Below are 19429 nucleotides of genomic sequence, written 5' to 3'. Positions count from 1 at the left end.
GGTGACCCTGCGCTTCTATGACACCGCCTCCGCCGAAGTCCGCGACTTCGTTCCCCTCGAAGACGGCAAGGCCAGCGTGTACTACTGCGGGGCCACCGTCCAAGGAATGCCTCACGTGGGCCACGTCAGGTCGGCCATCGCCTTCGACCAACTGACTCGCTGGCTGGAATTCCGCGGCCTCCGGGTTACGGTGGTGCGCAACGTCACGGACATCGACGACAAGATCCTGGCCAAGTCCGCGCAGTCGTTCGGTCCGGACTGGGACGCTGAACCGTCGGCGCGCCAAGCCGAAGAGTGGTGGGCCTTGGCCTACCGCTACGAGCAGGAGTTCGAGAACGCCTACGAATCCCTCGGCGTCCAACGGCCCACTTATGAACCTCGTGCCACCGGCCACATCCCGGAAATGCACGCGCTCATCCAGCGCCTCATCGATCGAGGCCATGCCTACCCCGCACTGGACGATTCCGGCGACGTCTACTTCGACGTCCGTTCCTGGAGCAAGTACGGCTCGCTGACGCGGCAGAACATCGATGACATGCAGGGAGCGCCCGACGCCGACCCCCGAGGCAAGCGCGATCCCCGCGACTTCGCGCTGTGGAAGGGTTTCAAAGACGGCGAACCAGTCACCGCCAAGTGGGAGTCCCCTTGGGGTGCCGGCCGTCCCGGATGGCACCTCGAGTGCTCAGCCATGGTCACCAAGTATTTGGGCCCGCGGTTTGATATCCACGGTGGCGGACTGGATCTTCGCTTCCCGCACCACGAGAACGAGATGGCGCAGTCCCAGGCTGCCGGCGACGAGTTCGCCAACTTCTGGATGCACAACGGCATGGTCACGTACGAGGGCGAAAAGATGTCCAAGTCCATCGGGAACACCGTGAGCCCGGCCGAAATGCTGGAGCTCGCCTCACCGCGCGTGGTTCGGTATTACCTCGGCCAGGCACACTACCGCTCCATCCTGGACTACCGGCCTACCTCGCTGCAGGAGGCTGCAGCCGCCGTCGAGCGCATTGACGGTTTCATTCACAAGGCATCCGCCAAGGTGGGTACGGACGCCTCGGACGTTTCCCCGCAAGCCAACATGCCCGCTGCTTTCATCGCGGCCATGGATGACGACCTCAACGTGCCCCAGGCCCTCGGCGTGCTGCACGAAACCGTGCGGGCAGGAAATACTGCTTTGGCTTCCGGCGACTTGGAGAGTGCGAAGACTGCGCTCTACAGCGTGCTCTCCATGACCGAAGTTCTTGGCCTGGATTCGGTGAAACGTCCGGAAGCTGTACAAGGACGCGAGCATGCCGCTCTGGAAGTGCTGATCGAAGCTCAACTCGAAGCCCGTGCCGCGGCCAGGGCCAACAAGGACTGGGCAGCATCCGATGCTATCCGCGACACACTCGCCGCGGCCGGCGTCGTCGTCGAAGATGGTGCGGATGGCGCCAGCTGGAGCCTCAAACGCGACTGACAAACCGGCGCGGCGGCCGAATTGCATCGGGTCAGTAGACTTGATTCCAGACTTACTCACAAAATCAAGGATGGAATCTCATGGCCAACAATGGTCGCCGGTCGGTCAAACAGAAGAAGGGCCCCACCACCGGAACCGGTGGCCACGGCCGCAAGGCCCTGGAGGGCAAGGGTCCCACGCCCAAGGCGGAGGAACGCACCTACCACAAGGCATACAAGAACAAGCAGCTGGCTGAGCGCTCGGCTGCCAAGCGCGGAACGGGCACCCGTCCCGGTGGCGCAGGCGCCCGCTCCGGTCCCAAGGGCCGTGCCACTGAAGAACTGGTGACGGGCCGTAACTCGGTGGTGGAAGCGCTCCGCGCCGGCATTCCGGCCAAGGCCCTGCACGTCGCCATCCGCATTGAGATGGACGACCGCGTCAAGGAATCCCTCAAACTCGCGGCCGAGCGTGGCATCCCGCTGCTCGAAACCGGCAAGGCTGAGCTGGACCGCATGACAGAGGACGCCGTCCACCAGGGCCTCGTTCTGCAGATCCCGCCCTACGAATACGAGGACGCTTACGACCTCGCCGAGGAAACCCTCGCCAAGTGGAAGAAGGGGCACATCTCCAACGCCCCCATCTTCGTTGCCCTGGACGGCATCACTGACCCCCGCAACCTCGGCGCGATCATCCGCTCCGTATCCGCCTTCAGCGGCCACGGCGTCATCGTCCCCGAGCGTCGCTCCGTCGGCGTCACAGCATCCGCATGGAAGACCAGTGCCGGCGCCGCCGTGCGCGTCCCCGTTGCCCGTGCTGCGAACCTCAACAACGCGCTCAAGCAGTTCAAGAACATGGGCATTTATGTCCTTGGCCTGGACGGCGACGGCGACGTCTCGCTGCCCGACCTCACCGTTGCCACCGAACCCGTCTGCATCGTGGTCGGTTCCGAAGGCAAGGGCCTCAGCAGGCTGGTCCGCGAGAACTGCGACCAGATCGTCTCGATTCCGATCGACTCCGCCATGGAGTCGCTCAACGCATCCATGGCCGTCGGAATCTCGCTGTACGAAGTGTCGAGGCAGCGCGCCGCCAAGTAGTTCTCGCTAAGGCGCCGCAAGCGCCATCCTCCTCGGATGGTGCTTGCGGCGCCTTTTGCGTGCCTGAGTTGCACGCTCTCTCACATCCCGCGTGCTTGCGCCTAACGCTCTCTCACGTCCCGCGGGTTTGAGCTGAACGCTCGCTCACGTCCCGCGGGTTTGGACCGGACGGTCTCTCACGTCCCGCGGGCTTGCGCCTAACGCTCGCTCACGTCCCGCGGATTTGGACCGGACGTTCTCTCACATCCCGCGGGCTTGCGCTGAACGCTCGCTCACATCCCGCGGGCTTGAGCTGAACGCTCGCTCACATCCCGCGGGCTTGCGGCCGATGCTCTGCCGGAGACCTTCAACGCCGGCACGGCGGCCCCCGGACTGGTTGGCCTTCTCCGCTTAGTTGAACTCATAGAAGCCCTCTACTTTTGCTTGACGGCAAAGAAGGCGCCGACCTTTTCTCACGAAACGCGGCACCGTATTTTCTTCTGGGCGTGTTCGTCCGAAGCGCAATTTCCCCTCAAGCTATCCCGGAAAACCATACGACCGCACCTTGGGAAGGGCTAGGGATGTGAGCGAGCGTTGGTGGGAAGGGCTAGGGGTGTGAGAGAGGGTTAGAAGTCGCGGCGGTTGGCCAGCACTGGGAGCTTGGCGCGGGCTTCTTCCACAGCTGCGGGGTCGAGATTGTAGAAAATGACACCCGGTTCGCCTTCGAGGGCTTCCAACACCTGACCGAACGGGGATACGACGGCGGAGTACCCGACTCCGGTGGGCGCTGTGCCTTTGACCTCAACGCCCTGAGTGGCGGGATCGCCCTGGCCGCAGGCAAGCACGAACGTGGTGGTGTCCACTGCGCGGGCTCGGGCCAGGAGTTGCCACTGCTCGGCTTTGCCCGGACCGGATCCCCACGAGGCAGAAACGATATTCACAATGGCTCCACGCTGTGCGTTGGCCGTGAACAGGGCAGGGAAACGGATGTCGTAGCAGGTGGCCAAACCAAAGGTGAGGCCACCGACGTCGAACGTCACCGGATCTGTACCCGCCTCAACGGTGTCCGATTCCGCGAAGCCGAACGCGTCGAAAAGGTGTATTTTGTCGTAGCTTGTGTCCACGCCGGGTCCGGTGGCGAGAAGCGTGTTGCGCACGCGCGGGGATCCCGAATCAGAGAGAGTGCCCGGCGTGAACATACCAGCCACGATCACCAGCTGAAGTTCGTCAGCGAGGGAGCGCACCCGGCTCGCCCACGGCCCATCCAGTGGTTCGGCGATGTCCAGTAGCGAGTTTCCAAACGCGCGCATCATCGCCTCGGGGAAGACCACCAGCTCGGCTCCGCCGTCCTTGGCCCGGCGGGCGTACTCCTCCAGGAGCCGCAGGTTCTCGGCCAGATCCCGGCCGGTGATGACTTGGGCAAGTGCCACGCGCACGATAAAACCTCCAGTTGTCTCCGTCCCAGTATGCCAAGCGGACTGGGACGGGGCAGTAGAACGCGACACAATCGATGCCAACCAGCTCAAAGGCGGACAGCGCGGATGCAGTATTGCAGCACGTGAGCGGCGGATGAAATCCCGCCATCTTCGGGCAAGTAATGAAATCGCGACGCTGAACGTCGTCACATGGCAGGCCCGCACGGTACATACTTGGCGTGGAACTAAACTTGCAAGCAATGGTTATGCCTATTTTTGACACAGAAGCTGCCCTGGATGCGTCCCAGCCCAGGCCCCTCGGACTGAGCACGCCCCAGCCCGGAGTTTTCGACGCCGAAACCACACAGAACCATTCGGTGAACGTAGCCGTTTTCGCTCCTGACCTGAAACGGGTGGAGGTGGTGTTCCAAGCCCCAGGCGAACCTTGGCGCGCGCGTATTCTGTCCAATGTGCAGGACGGCGTTCACTTTGGCCTTGTGGACGGCATGCCGCCGGGCACCCGCTATGGTTTCCGAGCTGCCCCCAGCGAAGGCGGCCTCCCTCTGTCCATCCCCGCTTTGGACCTGGACGACGACGGCGACCAGCCGCTGCTGCTCGATCCCTACGGCCGCGCCGTGGACCAGCGGGGCGAGTTCCTCACAAGCGTCCTCGTGGAGACAGGGTTTGATTGGGGCGATGATCATGCGCCGCGAACGCCTATGCGCACTTCGGTGATTTATGAGGCACACGTCCGTGGCCAGACGATGCTCCACCCGGACATCCCGGAGCACCTTCGTGGAACGTACGCGGGGATGGCGCACCCTGTGATGATCCAGCACCTGACTGAACTCGGCATCACTGCTGTCCAGTTGCTCCCCATCCATTTCCACTTGGATGAGTCGCACCTCCAGGACCTGGGCATGACCAACTACTGGGGCTACAACACAGCAGCCTTCTTCGCCCCACATTCGGCCTACGCAACGGAAGCGGCGCAGAATGCTGGCCCCCACGCGGTGCAGGATGAGCTCAAGGGGATGATCAAACTGCTCCATGCGGCGGGGATCGAGGTCATCCTGGACGTGGTGTACAACCACACCGCCGAGGCGGGGCCTGACGGACCCCCGCTGAGTTTCCGCGGACTGGCAGAGAAGCGTTACTACCGGCACGATGCTCACGGGCGCTACCTGGATACCACCGGATGCGGCAACACCTTGGATTTCAGTGATCCCGTAGTGGTGGACCTGGCGCTGGATTCCCTGCGGTACTGGGTAAACGACTTCCATGTGGACGGTTTCCGCTTCGACCTCGCCGTGACACTGTGCCGGGATGCCGGCAACACTTTCGATCCCCAGCACCCCTTCTTGCAGGCCATCGCCGAGGACCCGGTGCTCTCTGAGGTCAAGCTGATCGCCGAACCTTGGGATGTTGGCTACGGTGGCTGGCAGACCGGCCGTTTCCCGCAGGGATGGTCCGACTGGAATGACCACTTCCGCGATGGTGTCCGAAGCTTCTGGCTGTCCGACAGGGCTGCCATTGAGGCTGGTGGCCAAGGTGGCTCGGTGGCATCCTTGGCTGAGCTCATGGCGGGCTCTGCCAATCTCTTCGCATCATCCGGCCGCACCCGCCTGGCCAGCGTCAACTTCATCACCGCCCACGATGGTTTCACCCTCAAGGACTTGGTCAGCTACGACCGCAAGCACAACGAGGCCAACGGCGAGCAAAACCGTGACGGACACGGCGACAACCGAAGCTACAACCATGGTTTCGAGGGTCGGAGCGAGAACGAGGCCATCGTGGCTGCCCGTGCGCTGTCCATCCGCAACCTCATGGCGACGCTGCTGCTGTCCATTGGCGTTCCCATGATCACGGCCGGTGACGAAATCGGGCGTACGCAGCAAGGCAACAACAACGCCTACTGCCAGGACAACCCCACGGCATGGCTGGACTGGAGCCGGACGCAGGAAGCGAACGCCATGTTCAGGACTACCCGTGAACTGGTCCGACTCCGACGCTGGTTCCTGCGTCATCAACCTGAAAGCTTCCCCGGGCAGGCCAACGACTCGAGCCTTCAGTGGTTTGACGATAAGGGTAAGAAGATGACTCCGGCGCGCTGGAATGATCCCAACGTCCGCTCGGTCCAGCTGCTCATGGGTCACGAGGACAGTGAGATCCGTGGCTTGATCTCGGTGAACGGCAGCAATCAGGACGTCAAAATGGTCTTGCCGGAGATCCTGAGCGAGTCGGGCATCGGAAAGCGAATGTTTGAACTCCGCTTCACAACTTCGGTGTTGCACGACCGTCGGAAAGGCGCGTTGGTGGCCTCGGGCGAGCGGGATATCCTGCAAGCCAACACCATCAACATCTACCGCACGTAGCCAACCAACCATTGAGGGGAGCCCACCGGATGAACCGCAACCGCAACAAACTGGTGGCCTTCGCGGGACTGGTGATCGCCGTCGTCGTCCTGGTGGTCGCCATGGTCGGCGGCGGCTCACTGACGACGCAAAGCACGACGCCGGCACCTGGCTCTACGCCAGCGTCACCAGCCGTAGTCAGTCCGACATCTACGAACCCGGCCAGCACAAACCCATCCACGCTGCCCACCATCAATGCTTCGCAGTTGCCCCAGGAAGCGCGCCAAACCCTTGCCCTGATTGCGAAGGGCGGCCCGTACCCTTACGACCGCGACGGCGTGAACTTCGGCAACTTCGAAGGTTGGCTGCCTAAGAAGTCCGGCGGTTTCTACAAGGAATACACCGTGCCCACGCCGGGAGAGTCTGACCGGGGTGCCCGCCGGATCATTGTGGGCAAGGACTCCGCCAAGTACTACACCCCTGACCATTACGAGTCGTTCATGTTTATCGTCGAAGGCAAATAGAGGAGCCCATGAAAATCTACTCCGCGGACACCTGGACCCTCGAAGAACTGCAAGAGCAGATCTCCGACGCCGGACGAAGGACCCTCCTGGTCCCGCCGGCAAGCACAAAGCAGGCAGTCCTCGAGGTCTTCGGCCAGGTCCTCGATTTCCCCGAGTACTACGGCGTGAACCTCGACGCCCTGAACGATTCCCTGCACGACTACGCTGATGCCCTCTCAGAGGATGATGGCAGCCCCGTCACGATGATCTGGCAGGTCCCGGCGGCCTACCGTACGGACCGGTCCTTCGGTGTTGTCTGCGAAATCCTTCAAGACGCCGAGCGCTACGCCGGCCGGGACCTGGCAGTCATCGCGGTCTTCGAGAATTAGTCGGTCCAGCGGGGCCTAACTGCACCGGCGTCCTACCCGTGTGGGCAGGCGCCCTAAGAGGCAACTTCCTTGGCTGGTATTACGGGCAGCTGAGATGTAATCAGCGTTGGTTCCCACATGAGCTATGACTACCGCCGAAATCCGCTTAAGTGGTGCTTGCGACCTGATCGTGATGCGAAATATTGAATATTTCTTTAATTATCCCGATCATTTCAAAAGTTTGAAATTCAAAGTTTCCAGTGCAAGGCTGACCCAGTGAACTAATGCATATTATCAACGAAGTGCTACGTTTCATGCGGGCTTGCATTCGAGTACTTCAGTTGTCTTTTTTATCAATTTTGACTTGTATTATTCGATACAAATTGACGATGTGGCTACAAACCCTGACACCGGATTCCCAAGGGCAACTACTGTGAGGAGAATCAAGAAATGATGTTCTCTTCCAGCCGTCCTTTTCGAGTTCAAGGCTTCCTTCGGACACCAGTTGCCACGTTGAGTGTGCTGATCATTGCCGCGGCATTGTCAGGATGCAACTCCTCCTCCCAAGGGCAGCCCCCGTGTCTCCCCCCTGATTTTTCCGTTACTCCCTCGCCCACAAGAATCGGCGAAGAGGTCACCGTGAGGGCACAAGATGCGAGATGCGATCCCCGCTACGGAAAGAACGCCCGAATCCTGATAACAATCAAAGATGCATCCGGACGCAAAGTCCTTGACACTTTGGCGCCAATGAATGACGCTGGTGGGTTTACTTACACTTTTAGGGTTCCACCCGAGACTGCGCCAGGGGAAGCCGCCGTCGTGGCTTTCCCATTCGATATCGACTGGTGCGACGACACAGGCAAGAACAGGCGGGCAGGACAGGCAGTCTCCGCTAGTCAGCATGCAAGTTGTACGCCTCCGACGCAGACGATCACGATCGCTATATAAGTTCCTTAGGTTCCCTCTGGGGTCTTGTCCTTGCTTGTGGCCGGACCTCTGAACGCGAAAAACCTCCGCAGCGCGCCACGGACGAGGCCCTCTTCGTTGGACCACAACCTTCACCGGCCCGATTCTGTGGGATGGCCGTGTCCGGCTGTCTTCAACGGGCACAATCATCGAAACAGAGTTGATTCCTGCTGGCTCGCTTTCACGCTGACCCGGCAGACGGCTAGAGGAGTGGGACCCCTTCAAAGTGCAATACACCGAAAAGTGGTCCCAGAACAGATTGTCAGGCACCGCTTTACTCTGCTGCACGTCACGCCAGTAGTTAGCATCCCGGCCGGGATCAAGGCGGCGAATCGCCACGATTGAAGCCGACGGCAATCAGGAAGTACGTTGAGCCAGCCTTCGACGTTCCTGGCCCGCTTATCCGTTGTTGGGCAACAACGGATAAGCGGGCCAGGAACGTCCGGGCGGACAACGGGCTAGGCGTTCGCGATCAACCCCAGCTCAGCCTTGGAAGCCAGCGCAGAGTGCTTCGGGAACACGCGGACGGTGTAGCCGAAGGACCCTGAGCGGTTGATCACCAGGGAGCCGCTGAACAGGTGGCGTCCGCCGCCGAGGTCTTCCAAGGAGTCCAGTTCGGCCACCACGATGTCCTCGAGCTCGTCGGTGTCTTCCGCGCGGCCGAAAGCCACTTCCACGGAGACGTCGTCCGGGGTGAGGTTGTTGAGGGCCACGTAGGCGTTGACTTGGAGTGAGTCGCCCACCTGGGGTTCCTCAGAGACGCCTACGGAGTCAACGTGCTCCACCACTACCTCGGGCCAGGCGTTCCGGACCTTGGTGGTCCAGGCCGCCAGTTCCTTGGCTTCCTTGAAGGACTCGGCAACAGCGCGCCGCCCGGACACAGCGGCGGGGCAGTAGAGGTTGTTGACGTAGTCGTGCAGCATGCGTTCCGCCGAGACTGCGGGGCCCAGGTTAGCCAGGGTGTGCTTGATCATGGACACCCAGTGGGTAGGCACGGTTTCACGGCTGGATTCGGAGGGTCCTGCTGCTCCGGCGCCTTGGGCAACGGTGGTTCCGTAGAAGCGCGGTGCTACCTGGGTTTCCAGCAGCTCGTAGAGTGCTGATGCCTCGATGTCGTCGCGTTCCTCGGATGATGCATTGTTGTTGGCGGTGGGGATCGCCCAGCCGTTTTCGCCGTCGTACATTTCGTCCCACCAGCCGTCCAGGACGGAGAGGTTGAGCGAACCGTTGATGGCGGCCTTCATGCCGGAGGTGCCGCAGGCTTCCAGCGGTCGGAGGGGGTTGTTGAGCCAGACGTCGCAGCCGGGGAACAGTGTCCTCGCCATGGCGATGTCGTAGTTGGGCAGGAACACGATCCTGTGCCGGACCTGGGGGTCGTCCGTGAACTTGACAAGGTCCTGGATCATCTTCTTGCCGGCGTCGTCTGCGGGGTGGGACTTGCCAGCGATGACCAGCTGGATGGGGTGTTTGGGGTCCAGCAGCAGGGCCTTCAAACGGGCAGGGTCGCGCAGCATGAGAGTGAGCCGCTTGTAGGTTGGCACACGCCGGGCGAATCCGATGGTGAGGACGTCGGGGTCCAGTACGGAGTCGGTCCAGCCGAGTTCGGCATCAGCAGCGCCGCGCTTCTTCCAGGAGGCCCGGAGCCGGCGTCGAACGTCTTCTATGAGTTGTGCGCGGAGCTCCCGGCGGAGGGCCCAGACGTCTTCGTCGCTGACGTTGTACGCCAGGTCCCAGCGTCCCAGGGCTTCGGCTTCCGCGCCGAACTGGTTCCGTGCCAGGGAGGAGATTCGGGGGTCCACCCACGTGGGCACGTGGACGCCGTTGGTAACGGAGGTGATGGGGATTTCGGAGTGGTCGAATCCCGGCCAGAGACCGGCGAACATTTCGCGGGAGACCACACCGTGCAGCTTGGCCACACCGTTGGCACGCTGCGCCAGCCGAAGGCCCATGACTGCCATGTTGAACACGGACGGGTTGCCGCCGTCGAAGTTTTCACGGCCGAGGTCCAGGATGCGGTCCGTGGGCACAGCGGGCGCGAGGCCGGCTTCAAAGAAGTGCTTGATCTGCACGGTCTCGAAGCGGTCGATGCCGGCGGGTACGGGCGTGTGCGTCGTGAAGACAGTGGACGCGCGGCCGGCGGCGAGGGCCTCGTCCCAGCTGAGGGGCGAGTTGGCGTCGGACATGGCTTCCTGGATGCGTTCGATCCCCAGGAACCCTGCGTGGCCTTCGTTGGTGTGGAACACTTCCGGAGCGGGCGTGCCGGTGAGCTCCTGGTACACGCGCAGGGCCTTGACGCCGCCCATGCCCAGGAGGAGTTCCTGCTGGAGACGGTGGTCGCCGCCGCCGCCGTACAGGCGGTCGGTGATGCCGCGCGCGGCTTCATCGTTGGAGGGGACGTTGGAGTCCAGCAGCAGCAGCGGAACGCGTCCGACGTCGGCACGCCACACGTGTGCGTGGAGCTCGCGGCCGTTGGGCAGCGGCAGGGAGATGTGGACCGGCTTGCCTTGGGCGCCGTCCTTGGCCGGGTGGCGCAGCAGCGTCAGCGGCAGGCCGTCAGGGTCCAGTACAGGGTAGGTTTCCTGCTGCCAGGCGTCGCGGGAGAGCGACTGCTTGAAGTATCCGGCCTGGTACAGAAGCCCGACGCCGATCAGGGGCACCCCGAGGTCAGAGGCGGCCTTGAGGTGGTCGCCGGCGAGGATGCCGAGGCCTCCGGAGTATTGCGGGAGTACTTCGGTGATGCCGAATTCGGGGGAGAAGTACGCGATGCAGGCCGGGGCGTCTTCGCCGAGGCCTTGGTACCAGCGCGGTTCGCTGAGGTATCGGTCCAGGTCGGCTGCGGCGTCCTGGACACGGTTCACCAGCTCGCCGTCATTGGCCAGGTCCTGTAACTGCTCGCGGCTGATCGACCCCAGCAGGGCTATGGGGTCGTGCTGCGATTCCTCCCAGAGAGCCGGGTTAAGGCTCGCAAAAAGTTCCCGTGTGGGCCGGTGCCAGGACCAGCGCAAATTTGTTGCCAGACGGGCCAGGGGCCTGATGGGCTCGGGGAGGACGGTACGGACTGTAAACCTTCGAATAGCCTTCACGAGCGCCACACTAACGGACTCACATGGCAGCCGGAACTGGATTGGGTTTCTTTTAGGTAAAAGTCATCTTGCGTCGAGGAGATAGGTCGTGTGCTTAGCATTCTGTGATTTTTGTCGCTAACGTCGTGGTTGTGACGAAAACCGCGCGAACCATCACCGCTCTGAAATCCAAGACGACTACGGACATCACCGAGGGACTTCGCTTCGGCCGGTTCCCCATCACGGCCGTGCAGCCGGTGGTTGAGGGTGGCCGATTCCCGGCGAAGGCATTGCCAGGCGAGGACCTGGTTGTCGGCGCCACGGTCTTCCGTGAAGGCCATGACCAGCTGGGCGTCTCCGCTGTGCTGCTCGATCCCAAGGGCAAGGAGCGTCAGCGAGTCCGCCTGACCCCGGCCCAAGGCGAGCAATGGAAGGGCCTGGACCGATGGGAAGGCCTGATCACCCCCACAGGCACCGGCGCCTGGTCCTTCGTCATTGAGGCCTGGCATGACCGGTACGGCACCTGGCATCACAACGCCGAGGTCAAGGTAGGGGCCGGCATTGACGTCGAGTTGATGCTCGCCGAAGGCGCTGCCCTCCTCGCGGAGGCCGCCGACGACGCCGGGCGCAGCGCCGTGGAGAAGCGCACCTTGCGTGCCGCTTCCGTCGTGCTGGCCGACACCACCAAGACTGCCGAGGAGCGCCTTGGCGCCGGTTTCAGCCCTGAGGTGCTGGCCGCCGTCGGACGCGTTCCGATCCGCGAACTGGTGACCGTTTCCGAACGTTTCCCGCTGCAAGTGGAACGCGACCTCGCGGGCCGCGGTTCCTGGTACGAGTTCTTCCCCCGCTCAGAGGGCGCCGTCCTGGACCACTCCACTGGCGTGTGGACCTCCGGCAACTTCCGCACGGCAGCCAACAGGCTCGACGCCGTCGCGGAGATGGGCTTCGACATCATCTACCTGCCGCCCATCCACCCGATTGGATACCAGCACCGCAAGGGGCGCAACAACACGCTGACTCCGGGGCCGCAGGATCCGGGTTCGCCGTGGGCCATCGGTTCCAAGGACGGCGGACACGACGCCATCCATCCGGAACTGGGTACGTTTGAGGACTTTGATGCGTTCGTGGCGCGCGCCAACGAGCTGGGCTTGGAAGTTGCCCTGGACTTGGCGCTGCAGGCAGCTCCGGACCACCCCTGGGTGACGTCCAACCCTGAATGGTTCACCACGCGCGTTGACGGTTCCATCGCCTACGCAGAGAACCCGCCGAAGAAGTACCAAGACATTTATCCCCTGAACTTCGACAATGACCCGGCCGGTCTTTCCAAGGAAATCCTGCGGATCGTACAACTGTGGATCAGCCACGGTGTCAAGGTTTTCCGCGTGGACAATCCCCACACCAAGCCTGTGTGGTTCTGGGAATGGCTGATCGGCAAGATCAATAAGAAGAACCCCGAGGTTGTCTTCCTGGCGGAGGCCTTCACACGCCCGCCGATGATGCACGCTTTGGGCCGCGCAGGATTCCAGCAGTCGTACACCTACTTCACTTGGCGGAACACCAAGACCGAGCTGGAGCAGTACTTCCACGAGGTCAGCCACGAGACAGCTGCATTCTTCCGTCCGAACTTCTTCGTGAACACCCCGGACATCCTCACCGAGTACCTGCAGTACGGCGGCCCGGCCGCGTTCCGCATCCGGGCTGTGTTGGCCGCTACCGCGAGCCCGCTGTGGGGCGTCTATGCCGGTTATGAGCTGTACGAGCACGTGGCCCGCCCGGGCGCCGAGGAGTACATCGACAACGAAAAGTACGAGTACAAGGCGAGGGACTGGGAAGGCGCTGCCGAATCAGGGCGCACCCTGGCGCCGTACATCACCAGGCTCAACACCATCCGCAAGGACCACCTGGCCTTGGGCGATCTGCAGAACCTGACGCTGCACAGCAGCACAGACGACGCAACGATTGTGTACTCCAAGCACAAGACGCTCCCGGACGGCACCAAGGACACTTTGATCATTGTGGTCAACGTGGATCCTCACAGCACCCGGGAAAGCACGGTGTCCCTGGACTTGGCCGCCCTGCAGCTGGACCCCTCGGACTTCAACGAGGACGGCCGCTTCCGGGTGGATGATTTGATCAGCGGCCAGAGCTGGGAGTGGGGCGAGCACAACTACGTCCGGTTGGACGCCCACGTTGAACCGGCACACATACTGAGCATCCGGAGGCAGCCTTAGTGAGTTTTTCTCCGCAGAACCCCAGCCAGTACTTCACCCCGAAGAACACCTTCGAGTTGAACGCCCCAGGTCTCCAGCATGATCCGCACTGGTACCGCAAGGCAGTCTTCTATGAGGTACTGGTGCGGGCCTTTGCGGATGCCAACGGGGATGGTTCCGGCGACTTCCACGGCCTGATCGAGAAACTGGATTACCTCCAGTGGCTTGGTGTCGATTGCTTGTGGTTGCCCCCGTTCTTCCATTCCCCGTTGCGCGATGGCGGCTACGACATCGCGGACTATACGTCCGTGCTGGACGAGTTCGGCACCATCAGCGACTTCAAGCGACTGGTTGCCGAGGCCCACGCCCGTGGCGTCCGGGTGATCATCGACCTGCCTTTGAACCACACCTCGGACCAACATCCTTGGTTCCAGGAGTCGCGCAAGGATCCAACGGGTCCCTACGGCGATTTCTATGTGTGGAGCGATACGGACGAGAAATACCAGGACGCCCGCATCATCTTCGTGGACACCGAAGAATCCAATTGGACGTTCGATCCCATCCGCCGCCAGTTCTTCTGGCACCGCTTTTTCAGCCACCAACCGGACCTCAACTTTGAGAACCCCAAGGTGATCGAGGCGCTCTATGACGTGATCCGATTTTGGCTGGATCAGGGGATTGATGGCTTCCGGGCCGACGCCATTCCCTACCTGTTCGAAGAAGACGGCACCAACTGCGAGAACCTGCCGGCAACTCACACGTTCCTGCAGGACCTTCGCCGCATGGTGGACTCCAATTACCCCGGCAGGGTAATCATTGCCGAAGCAAACCAACCTCCGCATGAAGTGGTGGAGTACTTCGGCACCGAGGAAGCCCCGGAATGCCACATGGCCTTCCATTTCCCCATCATGCCGCGGCTCTACTACGCCCTCCGGGACCAGAAGGCCGCCCCCATCATTGAGACCCTGCGGAACACGCCGGAAATTCCGAAGGGTGCGCAGTGGGGGACATTCCTGAGGAACCACGACGAACTGACGTTGGAAATGGTGCCTGCGGAAGAACGCGCCGCCATGCTTGGCTGGTATGCCCCGGATCCCCGGATGCGGGCCAACATCGGTATCCGCCGACGTTTGGCTCCGCTGCTGGATAACTCCCGCTCCGAGATCGAGCTCATCAACGCGTTGCTGCTCTCCCTGCCGGGAAGCCCCTTCCTGTATTACGGGGACGAGATCGGTATGGGAGACAACATCTGGCTCGACGACCGCGATGCTGTCCGTACCCCGATGCAATGGAACCCCGACCGCAACGCCGGGTTCTCGGGGGCCGATCCGGGCAAGCTTTACCTTCCGGTCATACAGTCGCTGGTTTACAACTACAGCATGGCCAACGTTGAAGCCGAAGCCGCGCACTCCGGTTCGCTGCTGCGCTGGACCCGCCAGATCCTCAGCGTCCGGAAGAACCACCCGGTCTTTGGCTTGGGCGGCTTCCGGAATATCGAGGCGGACCATGAAGTGGTGTTGGCCTACGTCAGGGAACTGCCGGCCGGCAACCCTGAAGGAGAGGACGGGGAGACCATTCTGTGCGTTTTCAATCTCTCACAGCACCCCGTTGCGGCAACGTTGGACGTGCCTGAGTTTGCAGGCCGCGGCCTGCGCGATATTTTCGGCGGCCAGCCTTTTCCGGCCGTCGGCGACAACGGTCAATTGACCGTGATGCTGGGGAGCCACAGCTTCTATTGGCTGCGGGTGCGCTCGGCATTTTCGAATCCCTCGTCGCCTTTTACCCAGGCGATTCCCGTGGTGACCTCCAAAGGATGAGATGAGCAAGGAAAACTTGAACCCCTCCATTGAAGGACTTCTTCGGAACTGGCTGCCAGGCAAGCGCTGGTTCCCGGTTAAGAGCCCCGACTTTGCGCTGGAGCAGGTGGGCGGTTTCAGTCTGCCGGATACCGGCGGAGAGGCCAGGCTGGAAGTTGTGCTGCTGGCGGTGACCCACAGGACAGCCGACGGCGGTTCGCGGACCGACGTCGTCCAAGTTCCGTTGAGTTACCGAAGCAAGCCTCTGGCTGATGCTCCTACGGCTTTACTGGGCGAGTTTACGGATCCTGACCTAGGGCTACAGCTCGCGTACGACGCCGTCTACGATACGGATTTTGTCACCGCCTGGCTGGAACTTATGCGCAGTGAAGGGATAGCGGGCGGCGTCCAAGGGCACCTCACGCGCGGCCGCGTTGCGTTGCCGAAGAATCCTACCTCTGTGAAAGTCCTGTCCGGCGAGCAGTCCAACACGTCCGTCATCGTTGACGACGGCGACTCGGCCGCGATCCTTAAAATCTTCCGGGTGCTATCCGCCGGCAGGAATCCCGAAGTGGAACTAGGTGCCGCCTTGACGGCAGCGGGAACCAGTGAGGTTCCCGCTACGCTCGGTTGGGTCACAGGCTCGTGGCACGAGCCGGCGTCGAGCGGTTCCAGAGCGGCCACAGGTGAGCTGACCGTCGCCCACGAATTTCTTTCCGGAGGGATGGATGCTTGGCGCCTGGCCGTAGAGGCAGCCGCAGCCGGCAAGGATTTCACGGCAGAAGCCCGCGGTCTCGGCGCTGCTACTGCCACGGTTCACGCCAGGCTCGCAGAAACGTTCGGCACCCAGGATGGACAGGAACAGGGGCCGGATATCATCGCGACTGTAGCGAGGCGTGTCCGCGGCTCCTGGGCGGAAGCCTCGTCCGCCGTCGGACCTTATGACGACAACCTTGATGAGCTTCTGGCCGCACTGAATCCCGGGGACGTCGGCCAGTTGCAACGCGTTCATGGTGACCTCCACTTAGGCCAGATCCTGTGGGTTCCCGGCGCTGAGGGGCAGCCGGGCCGGTGGGCCATCCTCGACTTCGAGGGCGAGCCGCTCCGGACCATAGATCAACGAAACACTCCCGATCTTCCCCTGCGGGACGTCACGGGCATGCTGCGTTCATTCGACTACGCAGCCGGTGCCGCCACGCGCGAAAACGAGAACGCGGCCGTCAAGGTGCCTGAAACCTGGGTGGATGACTGCGCTGCCGCGTTCCTTGAGGGTTACAGCGAAGTCACCCCGGGAACCATAGACCGCCGCTCGCCGCTCTTTGTGGCATTGTGGCTGGACAAGGCCTTATACGAGGTTGTTTACGAGTTGCGGAACCGGCCCGACTGGCTGTCGATCCCGGTGAACGCATCGCGACGAATCCTCGACAACACAAGCCGCGGCAAGCATGCGGCAGCTACAGCGGAAGGTAATGACATGACTGGCTCTGCACGCACCGAACGGCCCCGAGTTCCCCTGCACGTGGACTCCGAGACCTTGGAACGCGTGGCCACCGGCGCTTACCACGCGCCACATTCAGTACTTGGCGCGCACTTGGACGATCATGGCCACGTCACTATCCGTACTGTGAAACACCTGGCAAAGTCCGTGGTTGTAGTGACTGAAGCCGGCCGCACGGAAATGACCCATGAGGCCCACGGCATCTGGGCTGCAGTCCTGGAACCGCTGCAGTCCGGCCACGTGCCGGACTACCGTTTGGAAGTGGTGTACGACGCCGAACCGGTCACCACCGACGACCCGTACCACTACTTGCCTACCGTAGGTGAGGTGGACCTGCACCTGATCGGTGAGGGGCGCCACGAACGCCTTTGGGATGTCCTCGGCGCGCACGTCCAGCACTACCGCTCCGCGTTGAGCGAGGTGGATGGAGTCTCCTTCGCGGTCTGGGCCCCGAACGCCCAAGCTGTCCGGGTGAAGGGTGACTTCAACGGGTGGGATGGCCGCTCCCATGGAATGCGCTCGTTGGGCTCCTCGGGTGTCTGGGAGCTTTTCATCCCAGGCGTTGTAGCAGGGGCGTGCTACAAATACGAGATCCTGACCAAGGCCGGTCACTGGGTAGAAAAAGCCGACCCGCTGGCCTTCGGAACTGAGGTTCCGCCGCTGACTGCTTCACGTGTGGTGGACGCCAGCTACCGGTTCAAGGATGCGGAATGGATGAGTGCCCGTGCCCAGAGGGACCCGCACAACTCGCCCATGAGTGTCTACGAAGTCCACCTGGGCTCCTGGCGGCTTGGCCTTGGCTACAAAGAGCTCGCCAAGGAACTCGTGGACTACGTGAAGTGGCTTGGGTTCTCCCATGTTGAGTTCATGCCGGTCGCGGAGCACCCCTTCGGCGGTTCGTGGGGTTACCAGGTGACGTCCTATTTCGCGCCGACCTCACGATTCGGACACCCGGATGAGTTCCGGTTCCTGGTGGATTCGCTCCACCAAGCCGGCATCGGCGTCCTCCTCGACTGGGTGCCCGCACACTTCCCCAAGGACTCCTGGGCGCTTGCCCAGTTCGACGGCCAGCCGCTGTACGAGCACTCAGACCCCGCCCTGGGCGAACACCCCGACTGGGGAACCCTCATCTTCGACTTCGGACGTAGCGAGGTCCGCAACTTCCTGGTGGCCAACGCCCTGTATTGGCTGGAGGAATTCCACATCGACGGCCTGCGCGTGGATGCGGTGGCCTCAATGATCTACCTGGACTACTCCCGTGAAGAAGGACAGTGGAGGCCCAACAAGTTCGGCGGCCGCGAGAACCTCGAAGCTATTTCCTTTATGCAGGAAGTCAACGCCACCGTCTACAAGTCCCACCCCGGCGCCATCATCATCGCCGAGGAATCCACGGCATTCCCCGGTGTTACGGCGCCCACCAACCACGGCGGGCTGGGCTTTGGGCTCAAATGGAACATGGGCTGGATGCATGACTCGCTCAAGTACATTTCCGAAGACCCCATCAACCGCAAGTGGCACCACGGCACCATCACGTTCTCCATGGTCTATGCCTTCACCGAAAACTTCCTGCTGCCCATCAGCCACGACGAAGTAGTTCATGGCAAGGGCTCCATGCTGCGCAAGATGCCCGGTGACCGCTGGCAGCAGCTGGCAAACCTGCGTGCGTTTTTTGCCTATCAGTGGGCGCACCCGGGCAAGCAGCTGATCTTCATGGGTACGGAGTTCGGCCAGGAAGCCGAGTGGTCCGAACAGTACGGGCTGGATTGGTTCCTTGCTGATATCCCTGCGCACCGCGGACTTCAGCTCCTGGTCAAGGACCTCAACGAGCTCTACACGTCCACGCCGGCCCTTTACCAGCGGGACAACGAAGCCGGTGGCTTCCAGTGGATCAATGGCGCGGATGCCGATCACAACGTTCTGACTTTCATCCGTTGGGATCAGGATGGCAAGCCGTTGGTTTGTGCAGTGAACTTCTCGGGCGGTCCTCACAAGGACTACATCCTCGGTGTACCGGCAGCAGGGGAGTGGACGGAAGTCCTGAACACCGACTCTGAAACGTACGGGGGCTCGGGAGTTATCAACGCTGGAGCATTGAAGGCGTCAACGCCCGGAACTGATGGCCAGCCCGCAGCTTTGACTGTCACGCTTCCCCCGCTTGGGGCTTCCTGGTTCACACCGGCTGTGTAGTTTCTTAGATCAGGGGAGGGCCCGAAGCTTTGGCTTCCGGGCCCTCTTCCCTCTATTTTCCGGGACGTTCAGCCCGTGTTTCCGGGGATTTTGCTTGACGGAGGCAGCGTGTCGCTGCCGGGTTTTGCCATCTCGGGGAAGTAGGGGTATAGTTAGTACCCGCGCTGGTCCCCGAGTGGAGATCGCCACGCAGACAAGATACCGCAAGGAAAAATCAAGTCATGCTGGCCGATTTGACTCCGAGAGATCCAGCCGGTAAGTTAGAAAAGTTGCTCCAGAGCGACCCAGCGAAGGCTGGTGGTACAGCTTTGGAATAGTGACCTGTTGTTTGAGAACTCAATAGTGTGCCAAGTTTGTTGATACCGATTGTTTTATCAATTGGTTGAAATTATGGCCGGATCATTGCGCACCCCCGTGTGTGGTGGTCTGGTTTTCAGCTGGTTTCGAATTTTGTGCAGCCGTGTTCGCCGTTATTTCCGGTGGGTGTGGTTGTGTCTGTTTGGTTTTGTTTTACTTCAACGGAGAGTTTGATCCTGGCTCAGGATGAACGCTGGCGGCGTGC

The 19429-nt window shown here is 61.8% G+C and carries 10 protein-coding genes; 8 read left to right on the top strand and 2 right to left on the bottom strand.

What is annotated here, in order from left to right:
- Nucleotide 1 precedes the first annotated feature (1 nt).
- Nucleotides 2-1456: a cysteine--tRNA ligase gene (gene cysS / locus ACIQTW_RS08960; protein WP_402936309.1), complete on the top strand. Its 1455-nt coding sequence runs from the start codon at nucleotides 2-4 to the stop codon at nucleotides 1454-1456.
- An 80-nt stretch (nucleotides 1457-1536) separates the two neighbouring features.
- Entirely contained in the window at nucleotides 1537-2529 is a 993-nt protein-coding gene (gene rlmB, locus ACIQTW_RS08955; RefSeq protein ID WP_309076133.1) for a 23S rRNA (guanosine(2251)-2'-O)-methyltransferase RlmB, read from the top strand.
- 605 nt (nucleotides 2530-3134) lie between these two features.
- Here rlmB and ACIQTW_RS08950 read toward each other — a convergent pair.
- Nucleotides 3135-3944 (bottom strand): carbon-nitrogen hydrolase family protein, encoded by an 810-nt coding sequence (locus ACIQTW_RS08950; RefSeq protein ID WP_402936306.1) that lies wholly within the window; start codon nucleotides 3942-3944, stop codon nucleotides 3135-3137.
- Between the two features lie 239 nt (nucleotides 3945-4183).
- On the opposite strand from ACIQTW_RS08950, the gene glgX reads away from it, so the two are divergent.
- Genes glgX through ACIQTW_RS08935 form a run of 3 tightly spaced genes read left to right on the top strand, consistent with a single transcriptional unit; the run spans nucleotide 4184 to nucleotide 7169 of the window.
- On the top strand, nucleotides 4184-6298 hold the full coding sequence (gene glgX, locus ACIQTW_RS08945; protein WP_402936304.1) for a glycogen debranching protein GlgX: 2115 nt from the start codon (nucleotides 4184-4186) through the stop codon (nucleotides 6296-6298).
- A 29-nt stretch (nucleotides 6299-6327) separates the two neighbouring features.
- Nucleotides 6328-6801, top strand: coding sequence for a ribonuclease domain-containing protein (locus ACIQTW_RS08940; RefSeq protein ID WP_402936302.1), 474 nt, complete (start codon nucleotides 6328-6330; stop codon nucleotides 6799-6801).
- A gap of 8 nt (nucleotides 6802-6809) precedes the next feature.
- Nucleotides 6810-7169, top strand: coding sequence for a barstar family protein (locus ACIQTW_RS08935; RefSeq protein WP_402936300.1), 360 nt, complete (start codon nucleotides 6810-6812; stop codon nucleotides 7167-7169).
- A gap of 1403 nt (nucleotides 7170-8572) precedes the next feature.
- Here ACIQTW_RS08935 and glgP read toward each other — a convergent pair.
- Complete coding sequence (gene glgP / locus ACIQTW_RS08930) at nucleotides 8573-11197, bottom strand: alpha-glucan family phosphorylase (RefSeq protein ID WP_402936298.1); 2625 nt, start codon at nucleotides 11195-11197, stop codon at nucleotides 8573-8575.
- 125 nt (nucleotides 11198-11322) lie between these two features.
- Between glgP and ACIQTW_RS08925 the strand changes: the two genes are divergently transcribed.
- The 3 genes from ACIQTW_RS08925 to ACIQTW_RS08915 are packed head-to-tail and all read left to right on the top strand — an operon-like array spanning nucleotide 11323 to nucleotide 18867.
- Nucleotides 11323-13407, top strand: a complete 2085-nt coding sequence (locus ACIQTW_RS08925) for an alpha-1,4-glucan--maltose-1-phosphate maltosyltransferase (RefSeq protein WP_402936955.1) — start codon at nucleotides 11323-11325, stop codon at nucleotides 13405-13407.
- The gene (gene treS, locus ACIQTW_RS08920) at nucleotides 13407-15203 is read left to right on the top strand and encodes a maltose alpha-D-glucosyltransferase (RefSeq protein WP_402936296.1); all 1797 of its coding nucleotides are present in this window, start codon (nucleotides 13407-13409) and stop codon (nucleotides 15201-15203) included. Before ACIQTW_RS08925 ends, treS begins: the two co-directional genes overlap by 1 nt.
- Before the next feature lies 1 nt (nucleotide 15204).
- Nucleotides 15205-18867: a 1,4-alpha-glucan branching enzyme gene (locus tag ACIQTW_RS08915; protein ID WP_402936294.1), complete on the top strand. Its 3663-nt coding sequence runs from the start codon at nucleotides 15205-15207 to the stop codon at nucleotides 18865-18867.
- Nucleotides 18868-19429 lie beyond the last annotated feature (562 nt).

Origin of the sequence: Paenarthrobacter sp. NPDC090517 (assembly GCF_044769165.1) — a bacterium.
GTDB lineage: Bacteria > Actinomycetota > Actinomycetes > Actinomycetales > Micrococcaceae > Arthrobacter.
This window is presented reverse-complemented; position numbering and strand designations above follow the sequence as displayed.

Excerpts from the sequence above, each read along its gene's own strand:
- rlmB (WP_309076133.1), top strand. The coding sequence starts at position 1,537 with ATGGCCAACAATGGTCGCCGGTCGGTCAAACAGAAGAAGGGCCCCACC.
- glgX (WP_402936304.1), top strand. The coding sequence starts at position 4,184 with ATGGTTATGCCTATTTTTGACACAGAAGCTGCCCTGGATGCGTCCCAG.
- ACIQTW_RS08940 (WP_402936302.1), top strand. The coding sequence starts at position 6,328 with ATGAACCGCAACCGCAACAAACTGGTGGCCTTCGCGGGACTGGTGATC.
- ACIQTW_RS08935 (WP_402936300.1), top strand. The coding sequence starts at position 6,810 with ATGAAAATCTACTCCGCGGACACCTGGACCCTCGAAGAACTGCAAGAG.
- ACIQTW_RS08915 (WP_402936294.1), top strand. The coding sequence starts at position 15,205 with ATGAGCAAGGAAAACTTGAACCCCTCCATTGAAGGACTTCTTCGGAAC.